16 protein-coding genes are annotated in these 18,866 nt (G+C 75.0%); 7 read left to right on the top strand and 9 right to left on the bottom strand.

Features of this window, described 5'->3' with window-relative positions:
• Positions 1 to 104: 104 nt before the first annotated feature.
• The 5 genes from VM95_RS16170 to VM95_RS16150 all read right to left on the bottom strand — a co-directional run bounded on the left by VM95_RS16170 (position 105) and on the right by VM95_RS16150 (position 8,540).
• Positions 105 to 1,202: a hypothetical protein gene (locus VM95_RS16170; protein ID WP_208615467.1), complete on the bottom strand. Its 1,098-nt coding sequence runs from the start codon at positions 1,200 to 1,202 to the stop codon at positions 105 to 107.
• A 90-nt stretch (positions 1,203 to 1,292) separates the two neighbouring features.
• Positions 1,293 to 3,161, bottom strand: coding sequence for a threonine/serine exporter family protein (locus tag VM95_RS16165; RefSeq protein ID WP_045697188.1), 1,869 nt, complete (start codon positions 3,159 to 3,161; stop codon positions 1,293 to 1,295).
• Positions 3,162 to 3,368: 207 nt separating this feature from the next.
• Positions 3,369 to 4,031 carry a DedA family protein gene (locus VM95_RS16160; RefSeq protein ID WP_045697186.1) on the bottom strand — a complete coding sequence of 221 codons (663 nt, stop codon included), beginning with the start codon at positions 4,029 to 4,031 and terminating at the stop codon, positions 3,369 to 3,371.
• A 125-nt stretch (positions 4,032 to 4,156) separates the two neighbouring features.
• Positions 4,157 to 6,514: a hypothetical protein gene (locus VM95_RS16155; protein ID WP_045697183.1), complete on the bottom strand. Its 2,358-nt coding sequence runs from the start codon at positions 6,512 to 6,514 to the stop codon at positions 4,157 to 4,159.
• Positions 6,515 to 6,611: 97 nt separating this feature from the next.
• Positions 6,612 to 8,540, bottom strand: a complete 1,929-nt coding sequence (locus tag VM95_RS16150) for an ATP-binding protein (protein WP_045697181.1) — start codon at positions 8,538 to 8,540, stop codon at positions 6,612 to 6,614.
• Between the two features lie 246 nt (positions 8,541 to 8,786).
• On the opposite strand from VM95_RS16150, the gene VM95_RS16145 reads away from it, so the two are divergent.
• A complete protein-coding gene (locus tag VM95_RS16145) occupies positions 8,787 to 9,110 on the top strand; it encodes a hypothetical protein (protein WP_045697179.1) in 324 nt (107 codons plus the stop codon).
• Positions 9,111 to 9,253: 143 nt separating this feature from the next.
• Here VM95_RS16145 and VM95_RS16140 read toward each other — a convergent pair whose 3' ends face one another.
• On the bottom strand, positions 9,254 to 10,414 hold the full coding sequence (locus tag VM95_RS16140) for a TetR/AcrR family transcriptional regulator (RefSeq protein WP_045697176.1): 1,161 nt from the start codon (positions 10,412 to 10,414) through the stop codon (positions 9,254 to 9,256).
• 200 nt (positions 10,415 to 10,614) lie between these two features.
• Between VM95_RS16140 and VM95_RS16135 the strand changes: the two genes are divergently transcribed.
• A complete protein-coding gene (locus VM95_RS16135; RefSeq protein WP_045697174.1) occupies positions 10,615 to 11,772 on the top strand; it encodes an acyl-CoA dehydrogenase family protein in 1,158 nt (385 codons plus the stop codon).
• A gap of 64 nt (positions 11,773 to 11,836) precedes the next feature.
• On the opposite strand, the gene VM95_RS16130 is transcribed toward VM95_RS16135, so the two are convergent.
• Positions 11,837 to 12,103, bottom strand: a complete 267-nt coding sequence (locus VM95_RS16130; RefSeq protein WP_045697172.1) for a hypothetical protein — start codon at positions 12,101 to 12,103, stop codon at positions 11,837 to 11,839.
• A gap of 113 nt (positions 12,104 to 12,216) precedes the next feature.
• On the opposite strand from VM95_RS16130, the gene VM95_RS16125 reads away from it, so the two are divergent.
• On the top strand, positions 12,217 to 12,534 hold the full coding sequence (locus VM95_RS16125) for a cupin domain-containing protein (RefSeq protein WP_045697170.1): 318 nt from the start codon (positions 12,217 to 12,219) through the stop codon (positions 12,532 to 12,534).
• A 79-nt stretch (positions 12,535 to 12,613) separates the two neighbouring features.
• On the opposite strand, the gene VM95_RS16120 is transcribed toward VM95_RS16125, so the two are convergent.
• Positions 12,614 to 13,204: a TetR/AcrR family transcriptional regulator gene (locus VM95_RS16120; protein WP_045697168.1), complete on the bottom strand. Its 591-nt coding sequence runs from the start codon at positions 13,202 to 13,204 to the stop codon at positions 12,614 to 12,616.
• A gap of 123 nt (positions 13,205 to 13,327) precedes the next feature.
• Between VM95_RS16120 and VM95_RS16115 the strand changes: the two genes are divergently transcribed.
• From VM95_RS16115 to tatA, 4 genes are all read left to right on the top strand, one after another.
• Positions 13,328 to 14,926: an MFS transporter gene (locus tag VM95_RS16115; RefSeq protein ID WP_045697166.1), complete on the top strand. Its 1,599-nt coding sequence runs from the start codon at positions 13,328 to 13,330 to the stop codon at positions 14,924 to 14,926.
• A gap of 273 nt (positions 14,927 to 15,199) precedes the next feature.
• Positions 15,200 to 15,835 (top strand): class I SAM-dependent methyltransferase, encoded by a 636-nt coding sequence (locus VM95_RS16110; protein ID WP_045697163.1) that lies wholly within the window; start codon positions 15,200 to 15,202, stop codon positions 15,833 to 15,835.
• A gap of 115 nt (positions 15,836 to 15,950) precedes the next feature.
• Positions 15,951 to 16,520 (top strand): methyltransferase family protein, encoded by a 570-nt coding sequence (locus VM95_RS16105; RefSeq protein WP_078859985.1) that lies wholly within the window; start codon positions 15,951 to 15,953, stop codon positions 16,518 to 16,520.
• 195 nt (positions 16,521 to 16,715) lie between these two features.
• Positions 16,716 to 16,997 (top strand): Sec-independent protein translocase subunit TatA, encoded by a 282-nt coding sequence (gene tatA, locus VM95_RS16100; protein ID WP_045697158.1) that lies wholly within the window; start codon positions 16,716 to 16,718, stop codon positions 16,995 to 16,997.
• A 158-nt stretch (positions 16,998 to 17,155) separates the two neighbouring features.
• Here the strand turns inward: tatA and VM95_RS16095 are convergent, their stop codons facing one another.
• Positions 17,156 to 18,733, bottom strand: a complete 1,578-nt coding sequence (locus VM95_RS16095) for a protein kinase domain-containing protein (protein WP_052707398.1) — start codon at positions 18,731 to 18,733, stop codon at positions 17,156 to 17,158.
• Positions 18,734 to 18,866 lie beyond the last annotated feature (133 nt).

Genomic DNA, 18,866 nt, shown 5'->3' with positions numbered 1-18,866 from the left:
TCAATTCGGACGCGTTTCACACCTCGAACGCGCTCGGCCGGCCGGGTGACCATCGGATGATCCGACCAGGGCTCAACTCCGGCCGGGCGCCCAGGGTATACGAACTACCGACGCGTCCGGCGGGTTCGCGTCCGCAGATGGGGGTGTCGCTCGGGCCGGCGCTCCAGCCCGGTCGGACGCACGGCGTACGTCCGGCTGCGCCCGGCCCGGACGGTCCGGCGGAGCTGCTGCGCCCGGCGGGACCGGCCCGGACCGCCGCCGGAACCCCCGTACGCCGCCCCCTCGGCCGGGGCCGGGCGGGCGGGCGCGGCGCCGGTGGCGGCCCCGGTGGCGGCCGCCGAGCGGCGGTCGGCGAGCCGTGCGCGGCGGCGGGCCAGCGCCCGGGCGGCGTGCGCGTCGAGGTGGGCGGTGGCCCGGGCGGCCATCCGCTCGGCCACCCGGTGGGCCGCCGGGTGGTTGGCGGGGACCTTGTCGGGGGCGCCGGCGATCAGGTCGAAAAGCCAGGTGCGGGCCCGGTACGCGCGCCGGTGCAGCAGGCGTTCGCGCCGGAGCGCGCGCGCCCGGCGGCGGGGGCGCGCGGCGTACCGCCAGCGGGCCCACGGGCTGCTCGGGCGGGCCAGCCGGACCGCCCCGATCCAGGACAGGCCGGGGACCATGATGCCGAGCAGGCCCGTCCACACCTTGCCCTTGAACAGGGTGACCACCGAGGCCAGCGCGTTCACCGAGATCACCGTGACCAGCCCCCACCTGGTCTCCTCGCCGGGCACCACGCCGAGCGGCACGTACCCGACCAGCAGCAGGGCGGTGAACAGGATGCCGAAGATCACCGCGTCCACCGACTTGCGGCCCTGCTCGCTCCAGTACACGTCGTCCAGGTGCAGGATCAGCGCGAACTCGTCCAGCACCAGGCCGCAGCCGATGCCGAACGCCAGCCCGAACCAGTCGATCCACGGGTGCCCGCCGTAGGTGGCGAACACGCCGATGCCGCCGAGCAGCAGGAAGCCCAGGCCGAACACCATGTGGTGGATGTGCAGGCCGCCGGGGGTCACGTTGCCCGGCCACCAGCGGACCTGGGCGCGGATCATCCGCACGCTGAACCGGATGAAGACGAAGGACGTGATGAAGCCGACCAGCAGCAGGAACAGCGGCTGTTTGTGCGCGGCGACGATGTGCTCGCGGTAGCCGTCCAGCAGTGTGGTCATGCCTCTTACCTTCGTTCCTGGTCCTGCGTCCTGCCTGCGGGAACATGGCCCGGAGCCCAACAGGCCTCCAACACCGGGCTCAACGCGCGGTCAGAACCCCCGGGTGCGCTTGGCCGCGCGGCGCGGCACCACCGGGTAGAGGGACGGGAGCTCGGCGCCGACCGGCAGCTTCAGGAAGAGTCGGGCGATCTCCCCACCGAGGTTCACCCCGATCGCCAGCGCCATCGCGATCGCCGCCGCCCGGAAGACCGACACCAGGCCGGCGCCGGAGTGCCCCTGGGCGAAGGCGAGCATCCCGAGGTAGAGCGCCGAACCGGGCATCAGCGGGCCGATCGCGGCGGTCACGTACGGCAGCGCCGAACCGTTGCGCGAACGCGCCATCAGCTGGCCGAAGAGGCCGACCAGACCGGCCGCCACGCCGGTGGCGGCGATCGGGTTGACGCCCGCGTTGTACACCAGCGCGCCGTAGCTGGCCCAGCCGATGCCGCTGTTGACCGTGACCAGCGGCAGCGTGCGGCGGTCGGTCTGCAGCAGCATCGCGAAGGCCAGGGTCAGCAGCATCGCCGCGACCATCTGGACCGGCGGGTAGCTGATCCCCACCAGGCTCTCGTCCGGGCGCAGCTTCGCCTCGAAGCCGACGCCGAGGTAGAGGATCACCATCACGCCGATCACGATGCCCGCGACCAGGTAGATCACCTCCAGCAGGCGGGCCGCGGCGGTGATGTAGAAGCCCGTCAGGCCGTCCTGGACGGCGGCGACCAGGGCGCGCCCGGGCAGCAGCGCGAACAGGCCACCGGTGATCACCACCGAGCCGCGCAGGCCCCAGTCGTTGAAGGAGAGCACGATCCCGGAGGCGGCGGCGGGCATCGCGGCCGCCACGAACTGGTAGAACTCCGGCAGCCGGCGGCGGGCCAGCACGGAGGCCAGCCGGTCGCCGAGCACGGCCGCGATGAAGGCGCTCGCGAAGACCAGCCAGGCCTTGTCGTCGGCCTTCCCGCCGACCAGGAAGGTGGCGGCGCCGGCCAGCAGACCGGTGGTCAGGGCGAGCAGCCAGGCCGGGTACGGGTGCCGGTTGCGGCGGATCTCGGCGAGCCGGCGGTAGGCGTCGTTGACCGTCACCTTCTCCGCGGTGATGTCCGCGACCAGCTCGTACACCGCGTTCAGCCGGGTGTAGTCGGAGGTGCGGCGGCGCACCACGCGGTCGGCGGTGACCGGCGGCTCGACCAGCGAGGGCTGGTGCGAGATGCCGATCAGGGTGAAGGTGACCTGCGGCTCGCAGCGGTCCAGCCGGTAGGCGTGGGCGATGCCGAGCATCGCCGCCTCGACGTCCTCGGCGGCCTCGCCGCTGGCCAGCAGCAGCTCGCCGATGCGCAGCGTCAGGTCGAGGATGCGGGGGACGTTGCGGGTGACGCCGGCCGAGGGGTGCAGTTCGCGGGCGGTGCGCTCGAAGGACGGGCGCTCGGACATCGGCGTGCGCAGCAGGGTGCGCATCCGGTCCGGCCAGGGTGCCTCGCCGGGGGCGCCGGCGGTGAGGTCCGGGATCGGGATGCCGGTGGGCGGGGTGTAGCCGGCCGCCCGCCACTCCTCGGGGGTGAGGGTGTCCTCGGCGACCGAGCGGCGCCGGGCCGGGCGGGCCTCGACGGCGGCCGCGGCGGCGTCCGCCGCGGCCCGGTCGGCGGGCTGGCCGGCGGGCCGGTCGGCGGGCTGGCCGGCGGGCCGGTCGGCGGGCCGGTCAGCGGGCCGGTCCACGGCCTGGTCGACGGTCAGCGAGGGGTGCGGCCCGGGCTCCGGCTCCGGCTCCGGCTCCGGGGCCGGCTCCGGCTCCGGGGCCGGCTCCGGGGCCAGCAGGCCCTTGGTCTCGGGCACGGGCGGGACGAGCGGGATGACGACGGTGGGCTCGACGACCGGCGCCGGGTGGCCCAGCAGACCCTCGGTGGGCGGCGCCTCGGCGGGGGTCACCGGCTTCGGCGGCGCCTGCCGCGCCTGACGGACCGCCCGGCCTCCCCTCGTCCGCTTGCCCGCACCCGGTCGGCCCCGCTTAGGCACTTCCGCTCCTCGCCGCCCCTGGTGGCCGCCCGGCCACTGTTCGATCGCTGATGACACCTTGCCTGATCGAACTGCTCGACGCACATGTCCGGGGTGTCGGGCGGCCGGCCCGGCGGGTGCCTACCCGGCGTGGTGGTGGGCGTCGGCGGCCGTGGACGACCTGCCGGAACGGCGGGCCCGCAGCAGTTCGACCGCCACCGGGACCACCGAGAGCAGCACGATGGCGATCAGGATGGCCTCGATGTTGTCCCGGACGAAGGCGATCCGCCCGAGGAAGTAGCCGAGCACCGTCACGCCGGCGCCCCAGAGCAGCCCGCCGACCAGGTTGTAGACCACGAAGAGCCGGTAGTTCATCCGGCTCACCCCGGCGACGATCGGGGTGAAGGTGCGCACGATCGGCACGAAGCGGGCCAGCACGATCGCCTTCGGGCCGTGCCGGTCGAAGAAGGCCGCGGCCTTCTCGACGTTCTCCTGCTTGAACAGCCGGGAGTCGGGGCGGCGGAACAGGCTCGGCCCGACCTTGCGGCCGAACAGGTAGCCGACCTGGTCCCCGGCGACGGCGGCGGCCACGATCAGCGCGCAGACCAGCCAGAGCGGCTGGTGCAGGTGGCTGCCGCCGGCCACCAGCAGGCCGGTGGTGAACAGCAGCGAGTCCCCCGGCAGGAAGAAGCCGATCAGCAGGCCGGACTCGGCGAAGACGACGACCAGGATGCCGATCAGGCCGAAGGTGGAGATCAGGTGGGTCGGATCGAGCCAGGACGGGCCGAGGGCGAGGCTGGTCACGGTACGGACGCTCCTGGAGGTCGAGGCTCGGCAATGCAAAGGTAAAGCATTGACAAAGACTCGTGCGTGGCCGGAAAGGTTCCCGGCCCCGGGTGGGGGCGGAGGCCGGGGCCGGGAACCTTCGCTCAGAGCCCGTAGCGCTCGACGATCCCCTCGTGCCGGGCGGTGTCCGCGCCGGCCGCCTCGGCCAGGTCCAGCCAGGCGAGCGGGTGCGGCCAGTCGCCGGTGAGCCGGTGCAGCAGCGCGTCGGCCTCGGCGGCCGAGGCGGTCGGCGGGACCCCGAGCGCCGCGTAGAGGCCGGGCAGCGTCCCGCCCTCGTCCGCCGGGTCGGTGATCCGGTACTGCTCGCCGCTGTACGCCCAGACCGCGTAGCCCGCCCGGCGCAGGTCCTCGCGCAGGGTGGTCCACTGCTCCTCGGTGGGCCGGCCGCCGTCGATCCAGTAGGTGGTGAAGCCGGCCGGGTCGAGCAGGGTCAGCACCTCGAACACCGGCCGCCAGCCCTCCCGCTCCTCCTCCGGGGCGTCCTCGGCCGGGTACGGCTCCAGCAGCGCCGGGGCGAACACCACCACGTCGCCGTGGTTGAGCGTCAGGTCGTCGCCGAGCACCGGAAGGACCCGGGCGGTGGCCGGGCCGGTGCGCAGGGCCGGGAGGTCGGCCGTCGCGCCGTTGGTGCGGGTGGCGCGGACCGTGACCAGCTGCCACTCCTCGTCCACCGGACCTTCCGGCTCGTCGAACTCGATGCCGATCCGGGCTCCGGTGGAGCGGACCACGGCCCAGTCCCGGTTGGCGGTGGCCGCGGTGATCAGGTGCCAGAGGTCGGGCTCCTGGACGGTGCGGTGCCGCTCGCCCTCCTCGACGTCCTCGGCGGGCAGGGCGTGCTCCAGCAGCTCCTGGTAGAGCCGCTGCGCGGTGGCGTGGTCGCCCAGCGCGGTGGCGGCCGAGGCGGCCAGCCGGCGGGTGTTGATCCGGCTGCCGTCCAGCGCCAGGATCGCTTCGCACTGCTCCAGCACCTCGGCCCAGCGGGCCTCGGCGGCGGCCCAGCGGGCCCGTATCCAGTGCGCCTCGGCCGGGCTGGTCGCGGCCAGCCGGTCGGCGAGCCGGCGCAGGCCCTCGGCGTCCCCGGCCTCGATCAGGACCTGGCCGAGCGTGCCGGTCAGCTGCTCGTTGCCCGGGTCGGCGTCCAGCCGCTGCCACAGCACGTCGGCGGCGGCCCGGGCGTGGCCCAGGCCGTCCAGCACGACGGCCAGCACGCCGGCCAGTTCGGAGGCGCCGGCCTGCACGCCCTGGTACCGGTCCAGGGCGACGGAGAGCAGGTCGGCGCCGGTCTCGTAGGGCACCTCGGCCTCGGCCAGGTGCGCCATCAGCTCGTCGGCCGGCACCGGCAGCTCCGGCACCGGCAGTGCCTCGGCGGCCGCCCGCAGCGCGGCGACCTCCTCGGCCACGCCCTCGGTGCGGACCAGCTGGGCGAGCTTGCGCTCGCCGGTCGCGGCCAGCGTCAGCGCGACCGTGCGGGCCCCGCGGGCGACGGCCAGCCGGCCGGCCGCCAGCAGCAGGTCGACGCACGGGCGGTGCGAACCGGTGCCGTCCAGGTAGCCGACCCAGCCGGCCAGCACCGTGCCCAGCTCGGCGTCGTTCTCCTGCGCGCCGGCCGCGACCAGCAGCTCGACCGTGGACGTCCAGACCTGCCGCAGGTCGGCGTGCCGCTCCGCCTCCGCCCGCTCGGGCAGCAGCGCCAGCGCCTCCTCGGTGCGGCCGAGCGAGGCCAGCGCGCGGGCCCGCAGCAGGGCGCCCCAGCGGACGTCGCTCTCGTCCGGTTCGTGGCCGCGGGCGCGCTCGGCCCGCTCGGCGGTGTCGAGCAGGTCCAGCACCTCCTGGTGCCGGCCGAGCAGGTGGAGCGTGCCGGCCCGGGAGTGGTGGAAGTGCAGCGAGAGCCGCTCGCCGGCGCCCTGGATGCGGGCGGCGGCGGTGTCGAGGTGGCTGAGCGCGTCGGCCGGGCGGCCGTCGTCCTCCAGCGCGTCGGAGTACTCGCGGGACAGGCAGTCGAAGCAGGCCCGGCCGGGCTCGATCCGCGCCAGCGTCTCGCCCAGCACCTCCAGCCGCTGCGGCACGTAGCCCGGGCCGTCCACCCGGGCGTGGCAGATCGCGAAGTCCTGCACCACGCAGACCGACTGCGGGCAGCCGACGGTCTCCTCGCGGTGCGCGAACTCCAGCAGGTCGACCGCCTCGGGCAGGGCCTGCTCGCCCTGGTGGCGCTTGTTCAGCAGGTTCTGCATCCGCCAGTGCCGCAGGTAGACCTCGACCCAGGGCAGGCCGAGCGCCCGGGCGGCGGCCACCGCCTCCGGGTAGACCGCGTCGAGCTGGTCGTCGCGGCCCTCGTTGGCGTGGCCGGGGAGCGCGTAGATGGCCTCGGCCAGCCGGTGGTGGCCGGCCTCGGCGAGCTGCTGGTGCGTGTCGTGGACCCAGGCCCAGATGTCGGTGGTCATGTCGTCTCCCCCTGCGTGGTGCTGATGAGTGGTCTACCAGGGCCCACTGACAATCCGTCCGGGCCGGCCCCGCCGGGCGGTGCGGCCGCGCCGCCCGTCACGGCCCGTCCGGCAGCGTGCCCGGGCTGTCCGGGACGTCCGGCAGACCGGCCGGGACGGCGGCGGTGAGCGCCGAGACCGCGGTGCCGACACCGGCCAGCGCGGCGGTGAGGTCACCGCCGCTCGAACCGGCCGACCCGGCCGACCCGGCGGCGGCCATGATCACCTTCAGCGAGCGGAGCAGCCCGGCCGCCGTCGCGCTGCCGGTGTGCCCGGCGCGGTAGGCGGCGAGCAGGTCGCGCACCGCCGGACAGTCCAGGTTGAGGTACAGCCGGGCCCTGACCTCGCCGTCGGTGCGGGCGGTGAAGGCGCGGGCCAGCCGCAGCGCGGCGGACGGGATGCGGGCGTCCGCCTGGTCGTCCTCGATCCGGGCCTTGAGCTCGGCCTCGCGGTCCGGCACCAGCACCAGCGGCAGGCCGGGCGGGTCGAACCGGGCCGGGACGAGCTGCTCGCCCCGGTCGGCCAGGGCGCCCGCCAGCCAGGCCGCCTCCTCGGCCGGCAGCGGGCGCTCCGGGTCGCGGAACAGCGCGCGGTCGCCGTGCTCGCTGCCCAGCTCGACCAGCCGGCAGCCGCGCAGCTGCGCGTAGCGGCGCAGGAACGGCAGGACGGCGTAGCGGTCGCCGCGGGCGATCGGCACCCGCATCGCGCGGTACAGCATCTCCTCGAAGCCACCGCCGCTGCCGAGCGCGACGTGCACCGCGCCTCCCCCGGCCGCCCGCAGGGCTCCCGCGGTGAGGTCGCCCTGCGAGGTGGGCACCGGGACGTCGTCGGCGAGCAGGGTGAACAGCCGCTCGTCGCACAGCGCGGCGCCGAGCAGGTCCTGGCCGTGCCGGGCGAGGATGCGGCGCCAGGCGGCGGGCCGCAGCCGGGCCGTCTCGTACAGGCCGTCCACGATGGCGTCGGCGAGGGCGCGCTGGAGCGCGCGGTAGTGGTCGTCGCGCTGCAGGTCCTCGCGGCTGGCGGTGGGGGTGAGCCGGTTGGACTCGACCACGCCGCCGATGAACCCGGCCCAGCTGGGCAGCAGGTCGCGGGCGTCCTCGGCGAGCAGCATGCCGCGCAGGTAGACGGCGAGGTCGCGGTTGTCGCTGCTGCCGTAGGTGCCGCCGTCCTGGACCCAGAGCAGGCCGACCGCGTCGGTGGCGCCCTCGACCGGGTGGACGGGGAAGGCGGTGAGCGGTTCGAAGCGGCGGCCGAAGGCGGTGGCGAAGCCCATCCGGGCCTCGTACGGGTCCCCCGGCGGGGACTGCCGCCAGGGCACCGGGACGGCGTTGACGGGCTGCTCGTCGTCGCCGACGTGCACCGGGATCGGCAGCAGCACGCAGTACCGGCCGAGGACCTCGCGCAGCGCGTGCTCGTCGGCGAGGTGGCCGTGCTCGGGCTTGAGGGCGAGCTCGACGACGGTGCCCGGCCGCGGCCGGGCCGGCACCGGCTCGACCCGGTACTGCTCGCCGCCGCGGCTGCGGTACCGGTGGCCGAGGTGCGGCTCGCGGTGCGAGGTGGTGGTGACGGTGACCTCGTCGGCGACCGAGAAGGCGGACAGGAAGCCGAGGCCGAAGGCGCCGATCAGCTCCTGGTTCCCGGTCAGTTCGCGCAGCATCCGGGTGTAGCCGGTGCCGACGGTGGCGAGGTAGGCGTGGATCTCGGGCTCGGTGAGGCCGGCGCCGGTGTCCTCGATGGAGACCGTCCGGCGGGCGCCGTCCGCGCGCACCCGGATCACCGGGCGGCTCCCGTCGGCGAGGGCGCCGTCCGGGTCCTCCAGGAACCGGCGGGTGTGCGAATCGTGCGCGTTCTGGACGAGTTCGCGCAGGGCGACCAGTGGGGTGGAGTAGAGGTGGGTGGCGAGGACGTTGACCAGACCGCCGAGGTCGACCTCGGTCGTGCGCAGATCGTCGGCGCGGGCGGGCTCGGACGGGGCACCTTCAGACATGGGTCCTCAGTGTGCCAGTGCGACTATCCGGCGACCATTTCTTTCCTTCCCGTCGTTCCCGGTCCCTGACGGGTCGTGGTCAATCGGGAATTGACCGGCCCCCCACCATCGGGGGAAATGCCACCCGTTCGGTGGAGTTCGTCCACGGCACTGGTGAATGCTGGACGAGCGACGTCAGGCCACGGCGCTACGGAGCGGCCACTCCGGATCGCGCCACCTTCGCACTCCACATTCAGGGAGACCAGCGTGTCCCGTATCCGCGCAGCCGCCGCCGTCACCGCCCTCGGGGCCTTCCTCCTGGTCGGTGTCGGCGCCGCCACCGCGCACGCCGACAACGGCGCCGGCGCGATCGACCACTCCAACAGCAGCGTGGTCAGCAACGTCGGCTCCGGCAACGTCCTCGGCACCGTCAACGGCAACCTGGTCAACACCCAGCAGACCGCCACCGGTTCGGGCGCGAGCAACCAGAACAACGGGCTCGCGGCGGCCGGGAACTCCGGCAACGTCGGCGCCCTGCAGGGCAACGGCAACGTCGACGCCCGGGTGTACTACCCGCACGTCCTGTACTAGCGCCCGCCCCGGGCCCTCCCGTGCCGGGCAGCGCCCACGCCCCCCGGGTGCTGCCTCGGGCCCGGCCGCTCCACGCCGGTGGAGCGGCCGGGCCCGTTCCCGCGTTCGGCCCGACCTCGTGTGTTCAGCCCGACCTCGCGTGTTCAGCCCAGTCCGAGCACGGCGCGGCCCAGGCGCAGCAGGCAGTCGCCGAGGTCCGGCCGTTCGCTGTGCGGGCGGTTCCGCACGCCGTCGTTGACCAGCGCGAACAGCGCGTGCACCCGGATGCGGGCGGCCACCGCGTCGTCCTCCGGGCGGACCTCGCGCAGCAGCCCGACCCAGGTGCGCAGGAAGTCGCGCCGGAAGTCGACGGCGGCGCGGCGGTCCGGCGGCGCCAGCCGCTCGGTCTCGCTGAGCATCGCGCCCAGGTAGTCGCCGTTGCGCAGCGCGAAGCCGACGTACCCGCGCAGCCCCGCCGCCAGGGCCCGCTCGGGCCCGGCGGCGGCCGTGATCGCGCCGTCCACCTCGTGCCAGAGCCGCTCGCGGCTGCGCACCAGCGAGGCGGCGAGCAGCTGCGCCTTGCTGTCGAAGTGCCGGTACACGCTCGGGCCGGAGATGCCCACGGCGGCGCCGAGCTGGTCGGTGCTGACGTTGTCGAAGCCGCGCTGGTGGAACAGCCGGACGGCGGCCGCGAGCAGTTCCTCGCGGCGGGCCCGGGGCCGGGGGCCGGGCGGCACGTCCTCGGGGAGCGCCGGTACGGCTTCGGCGGCGGTCCCGTCCAGGGAGACCGCGAGGACGGCCGCGACCAGGTCGCGCAGCAGGGCCTCGGCCCGCCGGGGCTGCGGCGCGGCCGACTGGTAGGACAGCCCGGCGCAGGCCGAGAGCGCCGACCAGCAGAGCAGCTCGGCGTCCGCCGCGACCAGTTCGGGCCGTTCGGCGCGCAGCACGGCGGCCATCAGGGCGACGTCGCCCCGCAGTTCGCGGCGCAGCGCGGCCCGCCGGGCCGGCGGCAGCAGCCGGGCGTCGCGTTGCACCAGGGTGCCGAGCGGCCGGTGCGCGACCGCGACGGCGGCCAGCGCGGCGCCGAGGTCGGCGGTGGTGCGGGCCCCGCGCAGCCCGTCCGCGAGGGCGTCCAGGCCCACCCGGAGGGAGCGGTCGAGGAGTTCGGGCTTGCCGCGGAAGTGCCGGTAGAGCGCGGGCGCGGTGATGCCGACGCCGGCGGCGACCTCGCTCATCGAGACCTGGTGGTAGCCGCTGCGGTGGAAGCGGTCGGCGGCGACGGCGAGGATCTCGGCGCGTCGCCCGGGCGGGCGTCGGACCACCACGGCGAGCCCCCTTTCCTGCCGTCCGACCGGGTGTCGACGGCAGGCTAGCAAGGATTCACCCGGCTGGACGGCCACGGCTGGACGGCCGACCGCCGACCCTGGACAGCGGAAGCTACCCGGGATTAACTTGTGGGGCCATCACCAGGCCCGTTCCGCCCCCGCCGGCCCGCTCGGCCGGCTCCGCCGAAGGGAGCGCCGCCGTGCGCCGCACCGTGTTCACCGAGGACCACGAGGCCTTCCGGGAGACCATCCGGGACTTCATCGCGAACGAGGTCGTCCCGGTCTACGAGAGCTGGGAGACCGAGGGCCACCCGCCGCGCGACTTCTACCGGAAGCTCGGCGCGCTCGGCGTCTACGGCATCGAGGTGCCGGAGGAGTACGGCGGCGCGGGCGAGAGCGGGTTCAAGTACCAGGCGGTGATCGCCGAGGAGACCGCCCGGGCGGGCGTGACCTTCGGTTCCTCCGGCGTGCACACCGGGCTGGTGCTGCCCTACCTGCTGGAGTACGCGAACGAGGAGCAGAAGCGGCGCTGGCTGCCGGGCTTCGTCTCGGGCGACCTGATGACCGCGATCGCGATGACCGAGCCGGGCACGGGCTCCGACCTGGCCGGCATCGCCACCACCGCGCGGCTCTCCGAGGACGGCACCCACTACGTCCTGAACGGCGCCAAGACCTTCATCACCGGCGGCGTGCTGGCCGACCTGGTGCTGGTGGTCTGCCGCACCTCGCCGTACGACCCGGAGAACCGCCGGGCCGGGCTGTCCATCCTGTGCGTGGACACCACGTCGCCCGGCTACACGGTCGGCCGCAAGCTGAAGAAGATCGGCCTGCGCACCTCCGACACCGCCGAGCTGGCGTTCGCCGACGTCCGGGTGCCGGTGGAGAACCTGCTCGGCGAGGAGGGGCGGGCCTTCTCCTACCTGACCCACAACCTGGTGCAGGAGCGGCTGGCGATCGCGGTGAGCGCGTACGCGGCGTCGGCGGCCGCGGTGCGGTTCGCGCTGCAGTACGTCAAGGACCGCCGGGTGTTCGGCAAGGCGGTCGCCGAGTTCCAGAACACCAAGTTCACCCTGGCCGACTGCGAGGCCCAGGTGGTGGCGCAGCAGTCGATGGTGGACCGCGCCCTGGAGCTGTACCAGCGCGGCGAGCTGACCGTGGCGGACGCGGCGGCGGCGAAGCTGTTCTGCACCGAGTCGGCGTCCACCGTGATCGACAAGTGCCTCCAGCTGCACGGCGGTTACGGCTACATCCTGGAGTACCCGATCGCCCGGCTCTACACCGACAACCGGGTGTTCCGGATCTACGGCGGCACCAGCGAGGTCATGCGGAGCATCATCGCCAAGTCGCTGGGGCTGTAGGGCCGGACGCCGCCCGCGCGCGGACGGCGCCTGCGCGCGGACGGCGGGTGCCGGGTGCGGCCGCTCAGTTGGGCGAACCGTGCTCGGCCCGCCAGGCCTCCCAGCCGGCCGTGGAGGCCACCCGCGCCTCGTGCAGCGCCCGCTGGGCGACGGCGGTGGGCCGGTTCTCCAGGCCGCGCATCCAGTCGCGGCCGGCCATCGCCAGCGCCACGCACACCATCGTCGCCCCGGCCGCGCCGAGCAGCGAGCCGATGCCGGTGAGCACCGCGCCGCCGGCGAGCAGCGAGCGGTTGACCCGGAACCCGCTGAATTCACTCTCGTTGGTCGCCATGCCTCCACGATGCGGGCAGTCGGCGAGGGCCGCACCTCGGGCCCGTCGCCGAGGTGCGCCGCACCGGCCCGTCCGCGAACCTGGGCACACCGAGTGGGTGAGGAGGCGGCGCGATGCCGGATCTCGAACAGCTCGCCGTGGAGCACGCCGCCCGCGCTGCCGAGAGCCCGCACGGGCGCAGCGCCCATCTGCTGCTGCACGACGGCGTGTTGCGGCAGACCGTGATCGCGCTGACCGCCGGCACCGCGCTCGACGAGCACAACCCGCCGTCCGCGGGCAGCGTCCAGGTGCTGCGCGGCCGGGTCTCGCTGACCATCGCCGGGCACCGGCTGGAGCTGCCCGCCGGGCGGCTCGAGCCCGTCCCGCAGGAGCGGCACGGGCTGCTGGCGCACGTCGACTCGGTGGTGCTGCTGACCGCCGTCACCACCTGAGCGCCGCCACCGCCCGGCCGCCGCCGCCCGGCCGCCGTCACCCGGCCGCCGCCACCCGGCCGCCGCCACCCGACCGGCCTCAGGTCGCGGCCGGCTCCAGCAGGCTCGCGCTGACCAGCCGCAGCCCGAGAAGGAACTGCGGCCCGCTGGGCGCCTGTTCGGGCGCGGCCAGCCACTGCGCGACGTAACCGGCCAGCAGCGTCTGGTAGAAGGCGCCGCGGGCCAGCTCCTCCTCGGTGTCCGCCACCTCGGGCAGGCCCTGGAACAGCGCGGCCAGGCCGAGCCGGCCCTCCTTCTGCACCTCCGCCAGCGCGGCGGCCAGCTCCGGCGCGTGCTCGGCCTGCGCCAGCGCCTCGAACTGGGCCGCCCACAGGCCGCGGTGTTCGACGAAGACGCCCTTGAGGCCCTCCCAGACGGCGGCGAACCGCTCGTCCGGCCGGTCGGACACCTGGTTGGCGGCGATCACCACCGCGGCCAGGGACTGCCCCATCTCGCCGATCGCCTCGATCATCGCGGCGTTCAGCAGCGCGTCCTTCGAGCCGAAGTGGTAGCCGATCGCGGCCAGGCTGACACCGGAGGCGGTCGCGATGTCGCGGGCGGTGGTGCGCCCGTAGCCCTTCTCGTACAGGCAGCGCTTGGCGCCGGCCATCAGGTCTTCGCGGTTTCCCATGCCTCCGATCCTACGTCCCGCCTGGACGCTTGTCTCGGACATGCGTCTCGCACGGTCGTCTTGCACGAGCGATTTACACATACGTACTAGACAAGCGTCTGACACGTGCGTACCGTCTCCCTCATGACCGCAACCACCGGCCGCGCCGGCCGCCGCGAATGGATCGGCCTCGCCGTCCTCCTGCTCCCGACCCTCGTCCTCGCCATGGACATGGGCGTGCTGTTCTTCGCCGTCCCGTACATCTCCACCACGCTCGCCCCCAGCGGCACCCAGCAGCTGTGGATCATGGACATGTACTCGTTCCTGCTGGCCGGGCTGCTCATCACCATGGGCGCCCTCGGCGACCGGATCGGCCGCCGCCGACTGCTGATGGTCGGCGCCGCCGGCTTCATCGGCGCCTCGCTGCTCGCCGCCTGGTCCGGCAGCGCGGAACAGCTGATCGCCGCCCGGGCCCTGCTCGGCGCCGCCGGGGCCACCGTGATGCCCTCGACGCTCGCGCTGATCCGCACCATGTTCGACGACCCCAAGCAGCGGCAGATCGCGCTCGGCGCCTGGGGCGGCATGCTCACCGGCGGCGCCACCCTCGGGCCGGTCGCCGGCGGCCTGCTGCTCGACCACTGCTGGTGGGGCTCGGCGTTCCTGCTCGCCGTCCCCGTGATGGCCCTGGTGCTGCTCGGCGCGCCCTTCCTGCTCCCCGAGCACCGCAGCCCCGCCCTCCCCCAGCCTTCGGCCGGGGGGACCCCCATCGGCCGCTTCGACCTGCTCGGCGCCGCGCTCTCGTTCGCCGCGATCCTGCCGGCCGTCTACGGCATCAAGACCCTCGCGGTGGACGGCTGGGACCCGCTGCCCGCGGGCGCCCTCGCGGCCGGGCTGGTCCTCGCCGGTGCCTTCTACCTGCGCCAGCGCACCGCCGCGAACCCGCTGATCGACCTGAGCCTGTTCCGCATCCGCACCTTCAGCGGGGCGATCGGCGTCAACACCCTGGCGATGTTCGCGATGATGGGCTTCGCCCTCTTCACCTCGCAGTACCTGCAGCTGGTCAAGGGCATGAGCCCGTTCACCGCCTCGCTCTGGTCCCTGGTGCCGAGCGTCGGCGTCGGCGCGTCGGTCGGCATCAGCTCCGCGCTGGCCGGCAAGGTCCGCCCGGCGGTGCTGATGGGCTGCGGCTTCCTGATCGGCGCGACGGGCTTCGCGATGATGACCCAGGTCGGCCCGCACTCGCCGCTGGCGCTCATCCTCACCGCGGCCGGCGTGCTCGCCGCCGGGACGGTCGGCACCATGACGATGACCGCCGAGATGGTCGTCTCCGCCGCCCCCGCCGAACAGACCGGCGCCGCCTCGGCCACCTCCGAGACCGCCGTGGAGCTCGGCAGCTCGCTCGGCATCGCCCTGCTCGGCGCGGCCGGCGCGGCGGTCTACCGCCACCAGCTCGACGGCGGCCTCCCGGCGGGTGTCGGCGGCGAGGCCGCCCGCACCGCCCAGGACACCCTCGGCGGCGCGGTGAGCACCGCGGCCCAGCTGCCCGGCCGGCTCGGCACGGACCTGCTGGAGACCGCCCGCGGCGCCTTCACCGATGGGCTGCACGTGGCCGCCGTGGTCGGCCTGGTCTTCGCCCTCGGCGCCGGCCTGCTGGCCTACCGCCTGCTCGGCCACCTCCCCGCCGCCCCGGCCGCCGAGGCCGCCGAGGCCGCCGAGACCGAGCCGGAGACCGCCGCCGCCTGACCCGGTCGGCGAACGACCGACACCGATCCGCGCGAGTCATCGAGAGCCCCCGCCCACCCGGGCGGGGGCTCTGTGCCGTTCGGGGGGGGCGGCGATCCGGGCGCGGCCGTTCGAGAGGCGGCGATCGCCACTCGCCCGCCGCGGCCTCGACCAGCGCGCCGAGTCGGGGGCGTGCGGCCGCGAACCACCGGCGGGCACGCGGGAGTTGCGAAACGGCCGGAGGAGACGGATCCGGGGCTGCCGGGGCCGCGCCCCGCGTGCCAGGGTGGGGGCATGACGGCGAATCACGGGCGGGTGCGCGGGAGTTACGACGCGGTGGCGGAGGAGTACCTGGGGCGGATCGGGGGTGAGCTGGCGTACAAGCCGCTGGACCGGGCGCTGTTGGCGGCCGTGGTGGAGGAGGCGGCCGGCGGGGTGGTGGCGGACCTCGGGTGCGGGCCGGGGCACGTGGCCGGGTGGCTGAGCGGGCTGGGGGCCGAGGTGGTGGGGATCGACCTGTCGCCGCGGATGGTCGAGCTGGCCCGGCGCGAGCACCCGAAGGCCGGGTTCCGCACCGGCGACCTGCTGGCGCTGCCCGCCGCGGACGGGGAGTTCGCGGCGGCGGTGGCGCTGTACTCGGTGATCCACCTGGAACCGGGCGAACTGGCGCCCGCCTTCGCCGAGATGCACCGGGTGCTGCGGCCGGGCGGGGTGCTGCTGGTCTCCTTCCACCTGGGCACCGAGGTGAAGCGGCTGGAGGAGTGGTGGGGCCACCCGGTGGACGTGGCCTTCCACCACCTGGAGACCGGGGCGGTGGCCGCCCTCCTCGCCGGCGCGGGCTTCGCCGTGGAGGCCCGCCTGGAGCGGGAGGGGCTGCCGCAGGAGGCCCCGACCCGGCGCGGCTACCTGCTGGCCCGGCGCCCGGCCTGACGGCCGTCCACCCCGGGGTGGACGGCTCCCGGTCCACCCCCGGGTGCGTGTGTCCGCGCCCGCGCGGGAGGACCGTGGTGGGCACCCGCTCCCCCGAGACGTCAGGAGCCCCACCATGTCCCTGCCGAGTCTGTTCTCCGTCCTCGGCGTCCTCTGCTGGGCCGGCTACGAGCTGCTGCTGCGCCACCGGGAGGACTCCGCCACGGGCAGCTGGCGCGCCGACGGGCGCGACCGCGGCTCCACCCGCCTGCTGCTGGCCGGCTACGGCGTGGCGGTGCTGGCCGTGGTGGTGTGCGCCCGGGCCTCGATCGGCGAACTGCCCACGGGGGCGCGCTGGTCCGGGGTCGCGCTGATCGCCGCCGGGCTGGCGCTGCGGGCCTGGGGCATGACCACCCTGGGCCGGTACTACACCCGCACCCTGCGCACCGTGGACGCCCAGCGGGTGGTCCGCTCCGGCCCGTACCGGCTGGTCCGGCACCCGGGCTACAGCGGCAGCCTGCTGGTCTGGGCCGGCTACGCGCTGGGCACGGCCGGCTGGGCGGCGGCGCTGGTGGTGCTGGCGGTGCTGCTCACCGCGTACGGCTGGCGGATCGCCGCCGAGGAGCGGCTGCTGCTGGCGGCCTTCGGGGCGGAGTACGAGGAGTACCGGCGGGCGTCGAAGCGACTGGTTCCGTTCGTCTACTGATCACACCGGCGACGACGCGCCGACGAGCCCGCCGGGCCGGGCCCGACCCGGCCCCCGGGACGATTCGCCCGGCACCTGGTTTTCAGCCAGCGTTTCCCGGCCGGTGTATCCGTTCGTCGGTAAGGACAGGCATACTGGCCAGCACGGGCGCTAGCCCTCCCGTGACTCTAGACAAGAAGGGACCGGTGGCCAGGGATGCTGCGGAACGGTCTTGAGCCCTGGCACATCTTCGTGGTGCTGGCGGTCGTAGTGCTGCTGTTCGGTTCGAAGAAGCTGCCGGAGATGGCCCGCGGACTCGGCAAGTCGATGCGCATCCTGAAGGCGGAGACCAAGGCGATGCGCGAGGACGACCCCCCCGCCGACGCCGGCACCGCCCAGAGCACGGCCGCGCCGCAGCAGCCGGCCGCCGAGCGCCCGGCCGTCACGCCGACCAACGTGACCAAGGCCACCGAGGCGAAGCACACCGAGACCGCCTGAGTCCGCGCGACGCCCCCTCGGAAGCCCCCGGCACTGCCGGGGGCTTCCGTCGTTCCCGCCGCACCTTTCCGCTGGACGCCCCGGAGCGGCCGGCCCGACCCGTCCACCGGACGGCTCGGGTTGTCCACAGACCTGTGGACAACCCGAGCCCGCCGGGGTCAGTCGTCCTGGAAGTCGCCAGCGGTGTGCAGCGTCGCGTAGAGGGCGGACAGCCGGGCGTTCCAGTTGGCGTAGGTGGGGCCGTCGATGGCGTGCTTCTTGCCCAGGTCCTTGATCACCTTCTGGGCGCCCTTCAGCTTCTGGGCCGCGTCGTCCGGATTGCCCTCGTTGAGGGCGGCGGCGGTGTCGTCGAGGACCTTCAGCAGCTCCAGCTGACGGTCCCGTTCCTTGGTCACCTGGGTCTGCGCGACGGCCTGACGGAAGGACTGGAGCTGCAGGGCCGCCGGCTGGTTGCGCGGGACGGCCTGGGTGGGGGCCGCGCTCGCCGGGGCGGACGGCGTGGCGGACGGCCCGGTGGCGGCCGGGGTCGCGGCCACGGACGGGCCGGGCGTGCGGGCGGCGGTGCTCGCGGGCGGCGGGGTGGCGGCGGCGTGCCCGGCCGGCTCGTCGAAGGCGGTGACCGCCAGCGCGGTGACCCCGGCCAGCCCGACCACCCCCAGCGCCCCGATGACCAGCGGCTTGCGGCGCCGGCTGCTCGCGGCCGGGGCGGGCCGCGCGGGCGGGACGGGCACGGCCGCCGGCGCGGTCGGGACCGGCGCCATCACCGAGGTGGCGGCCGGCGGCTGGGGCGGCAGCAGGGTGGTGTGCTGCTGGTCCGGGTTCGGCCCGAACGGGGACTGCGGCGGAGCGACCGGCGGGAGCACCCGGGTCGGCGCGGCGGTGGTCGACAGCAGCTCGGCGGTCGGGTCACCGACCATCAACCCGGGGACGGTGGCGAGGAGTTCGGCGCGCGCCGCGGTGGCGTCGGCCGGGCGCCCGGCGGGGTTCTTGGCGAGCAGCCGCAGCACCGCGGCGTCCAGCGCCGGCGGCAGGCCCGGGCGCCGGAAGGACGGCGGCACCGGCTGCTCGCTGACGTGCTTGAAGGCGATCGCGACCGGCGTCTCGGCGGTGAACGGGGTCTCGCCGGTGAGCATCTCGGTCAGCACGCAGCCGACCGCGTACAGGTCGGTGCGGCCGTCCAGGGCGGAGGCGGTGGCCTGCTCGGGCGAGAGGTAGGCGGCGGTGCCGAGCACGCTGGCGGTCTGGGTCAGGTTGTTGGAGGAGCCGGCCCGGGCGATGCCGAAGTCGACGACCTTCACCCCGCCGTCGTCGGTGATCATGATGTTGCCGGGCTTGATGTCCCGGTGCACCAGCTCGGCCGCGTGCGCGACGGCCAGCGCCTCGCAGACCGCCGCCGCGATGCCCACGGCGCGCTCCACCGGCAGGGTCGGCTGCTCGACCAGCACCGCGGCCAGCGAACGGCCGTGGACCAGCTCCATGACGATGAACGGGGTGCCCTGGTCCACGCCCGAGTCGAAGACCATGACGATCCTCGGGTGCACCAGCATGGCCGCGTGCTGCGCCTCGCGGCTGAACCGCTCGGCGAAGCGGGGGTCGTCGGCGAGGCCGCCGTTGAGGACCTTGACGGCCACCTGGCGGCCGAGCACGCGGTCGACACCGCGCCAGACGGTGGCCATGCCGCCGACGCCGAGTATCTCGACGAGTTCGTAACGCCCGTTCAGCGCCCGACCGATCACCTGGAGCTCCCCTCACGTGCGCTGCCCGGGGTTCGGGCCGCCTCGTGCACCTGTGCACGATAGCGGCCCCGCCGGGAGGCGCCCCGCGAGCAGGGGAGGCGGTCGGGGGACCGGGCAGCGGTCCCCCGGCCGC

The organism is Streptomyces rubellomurinus (assembly GCF_000961885.1).
Classification (GTDB): Bacteria; Actinomycetota; Actinomycetes; order Streptomycetales; family Streptomycetaceae; genus Kitasatospora; species Kitasatospora rubellomurina.
This window is presented reverse-complemented; position numbering and strand designations above follow the sequence as displayed.

Bases quoted from the DNA above. Each gene is read 5' to 3' on its own strand.
- VM95_RS16110 (WP_045697163.1), top strand. From the start codon at position 15,200: ATGACGGCGAATCACGGGCGGGTGCGCGGGAGTTACGACGCGGTGGCG.
- VM95_RS16150 (WP_045697181.1), bottom strand. From the start codon at position 8,540: ATGTCTGAAGGTGCCCCGTCCGAGCCCGCCCGCGCCGACGATCTGCGC.
- VM95_RS16125 (WP_045697170.1), top strand. From the start codon at position 12,217: ATGCCGGATCTCGAACAGCTCGCCGTGGAGCACGCCGCCCGCGCTGCC.
- VM95_RS16120 (WP_045697168.1), bottom strand. From the start codon at position 13,204: ATGGGAAACCGCGAAGACCTGATGGCCGGCGCCAAGCGCTGCCTGTAC.
- VM95_RS16170 (WP_208615467.1), bottom strand. From the start codon at position 1,202: ATGACCACACTGCTGGACGGCTACCGCGAGCACATCGTCGCCGCGCAC.
- VM95_RS16130 (WP_045697172.1), bottom strand. From the start codon at position 12,103: ATGGCGACCAACGAGAGTGAATTCAGCGGGTTCCGGGTCAACCGCTCG.
- VM95_RS16105 (WP_078859985.1), top strand. From the start codon at position 15,951: ATGTCCCTGCCGAGTCTGTTCTCCGTCCTCGGCGTCCTCTGCTGGGCC.
- VM95_RS16115 (WP_045697166.1), top strand. From the start codon at position 13,328: ATGACCGCAACCACCGGCCGCGCCGGCCGCCGCGAATGGATCGGCCTC.
- VM95_RS16155 (WP_045697183.1), bottom strand. From the start codon at position 6,514: ATGACCACCGACATCTGGGCCTGGGTCCACGACACGCACCAGCAGCTC.
- tatA (WP_045697158.1), top strand. From the start codon at position 16,716: ATGCTGCGGAACGGTCTTGAGCCCTGGCACATCTTCGTGGTGCTGGCG.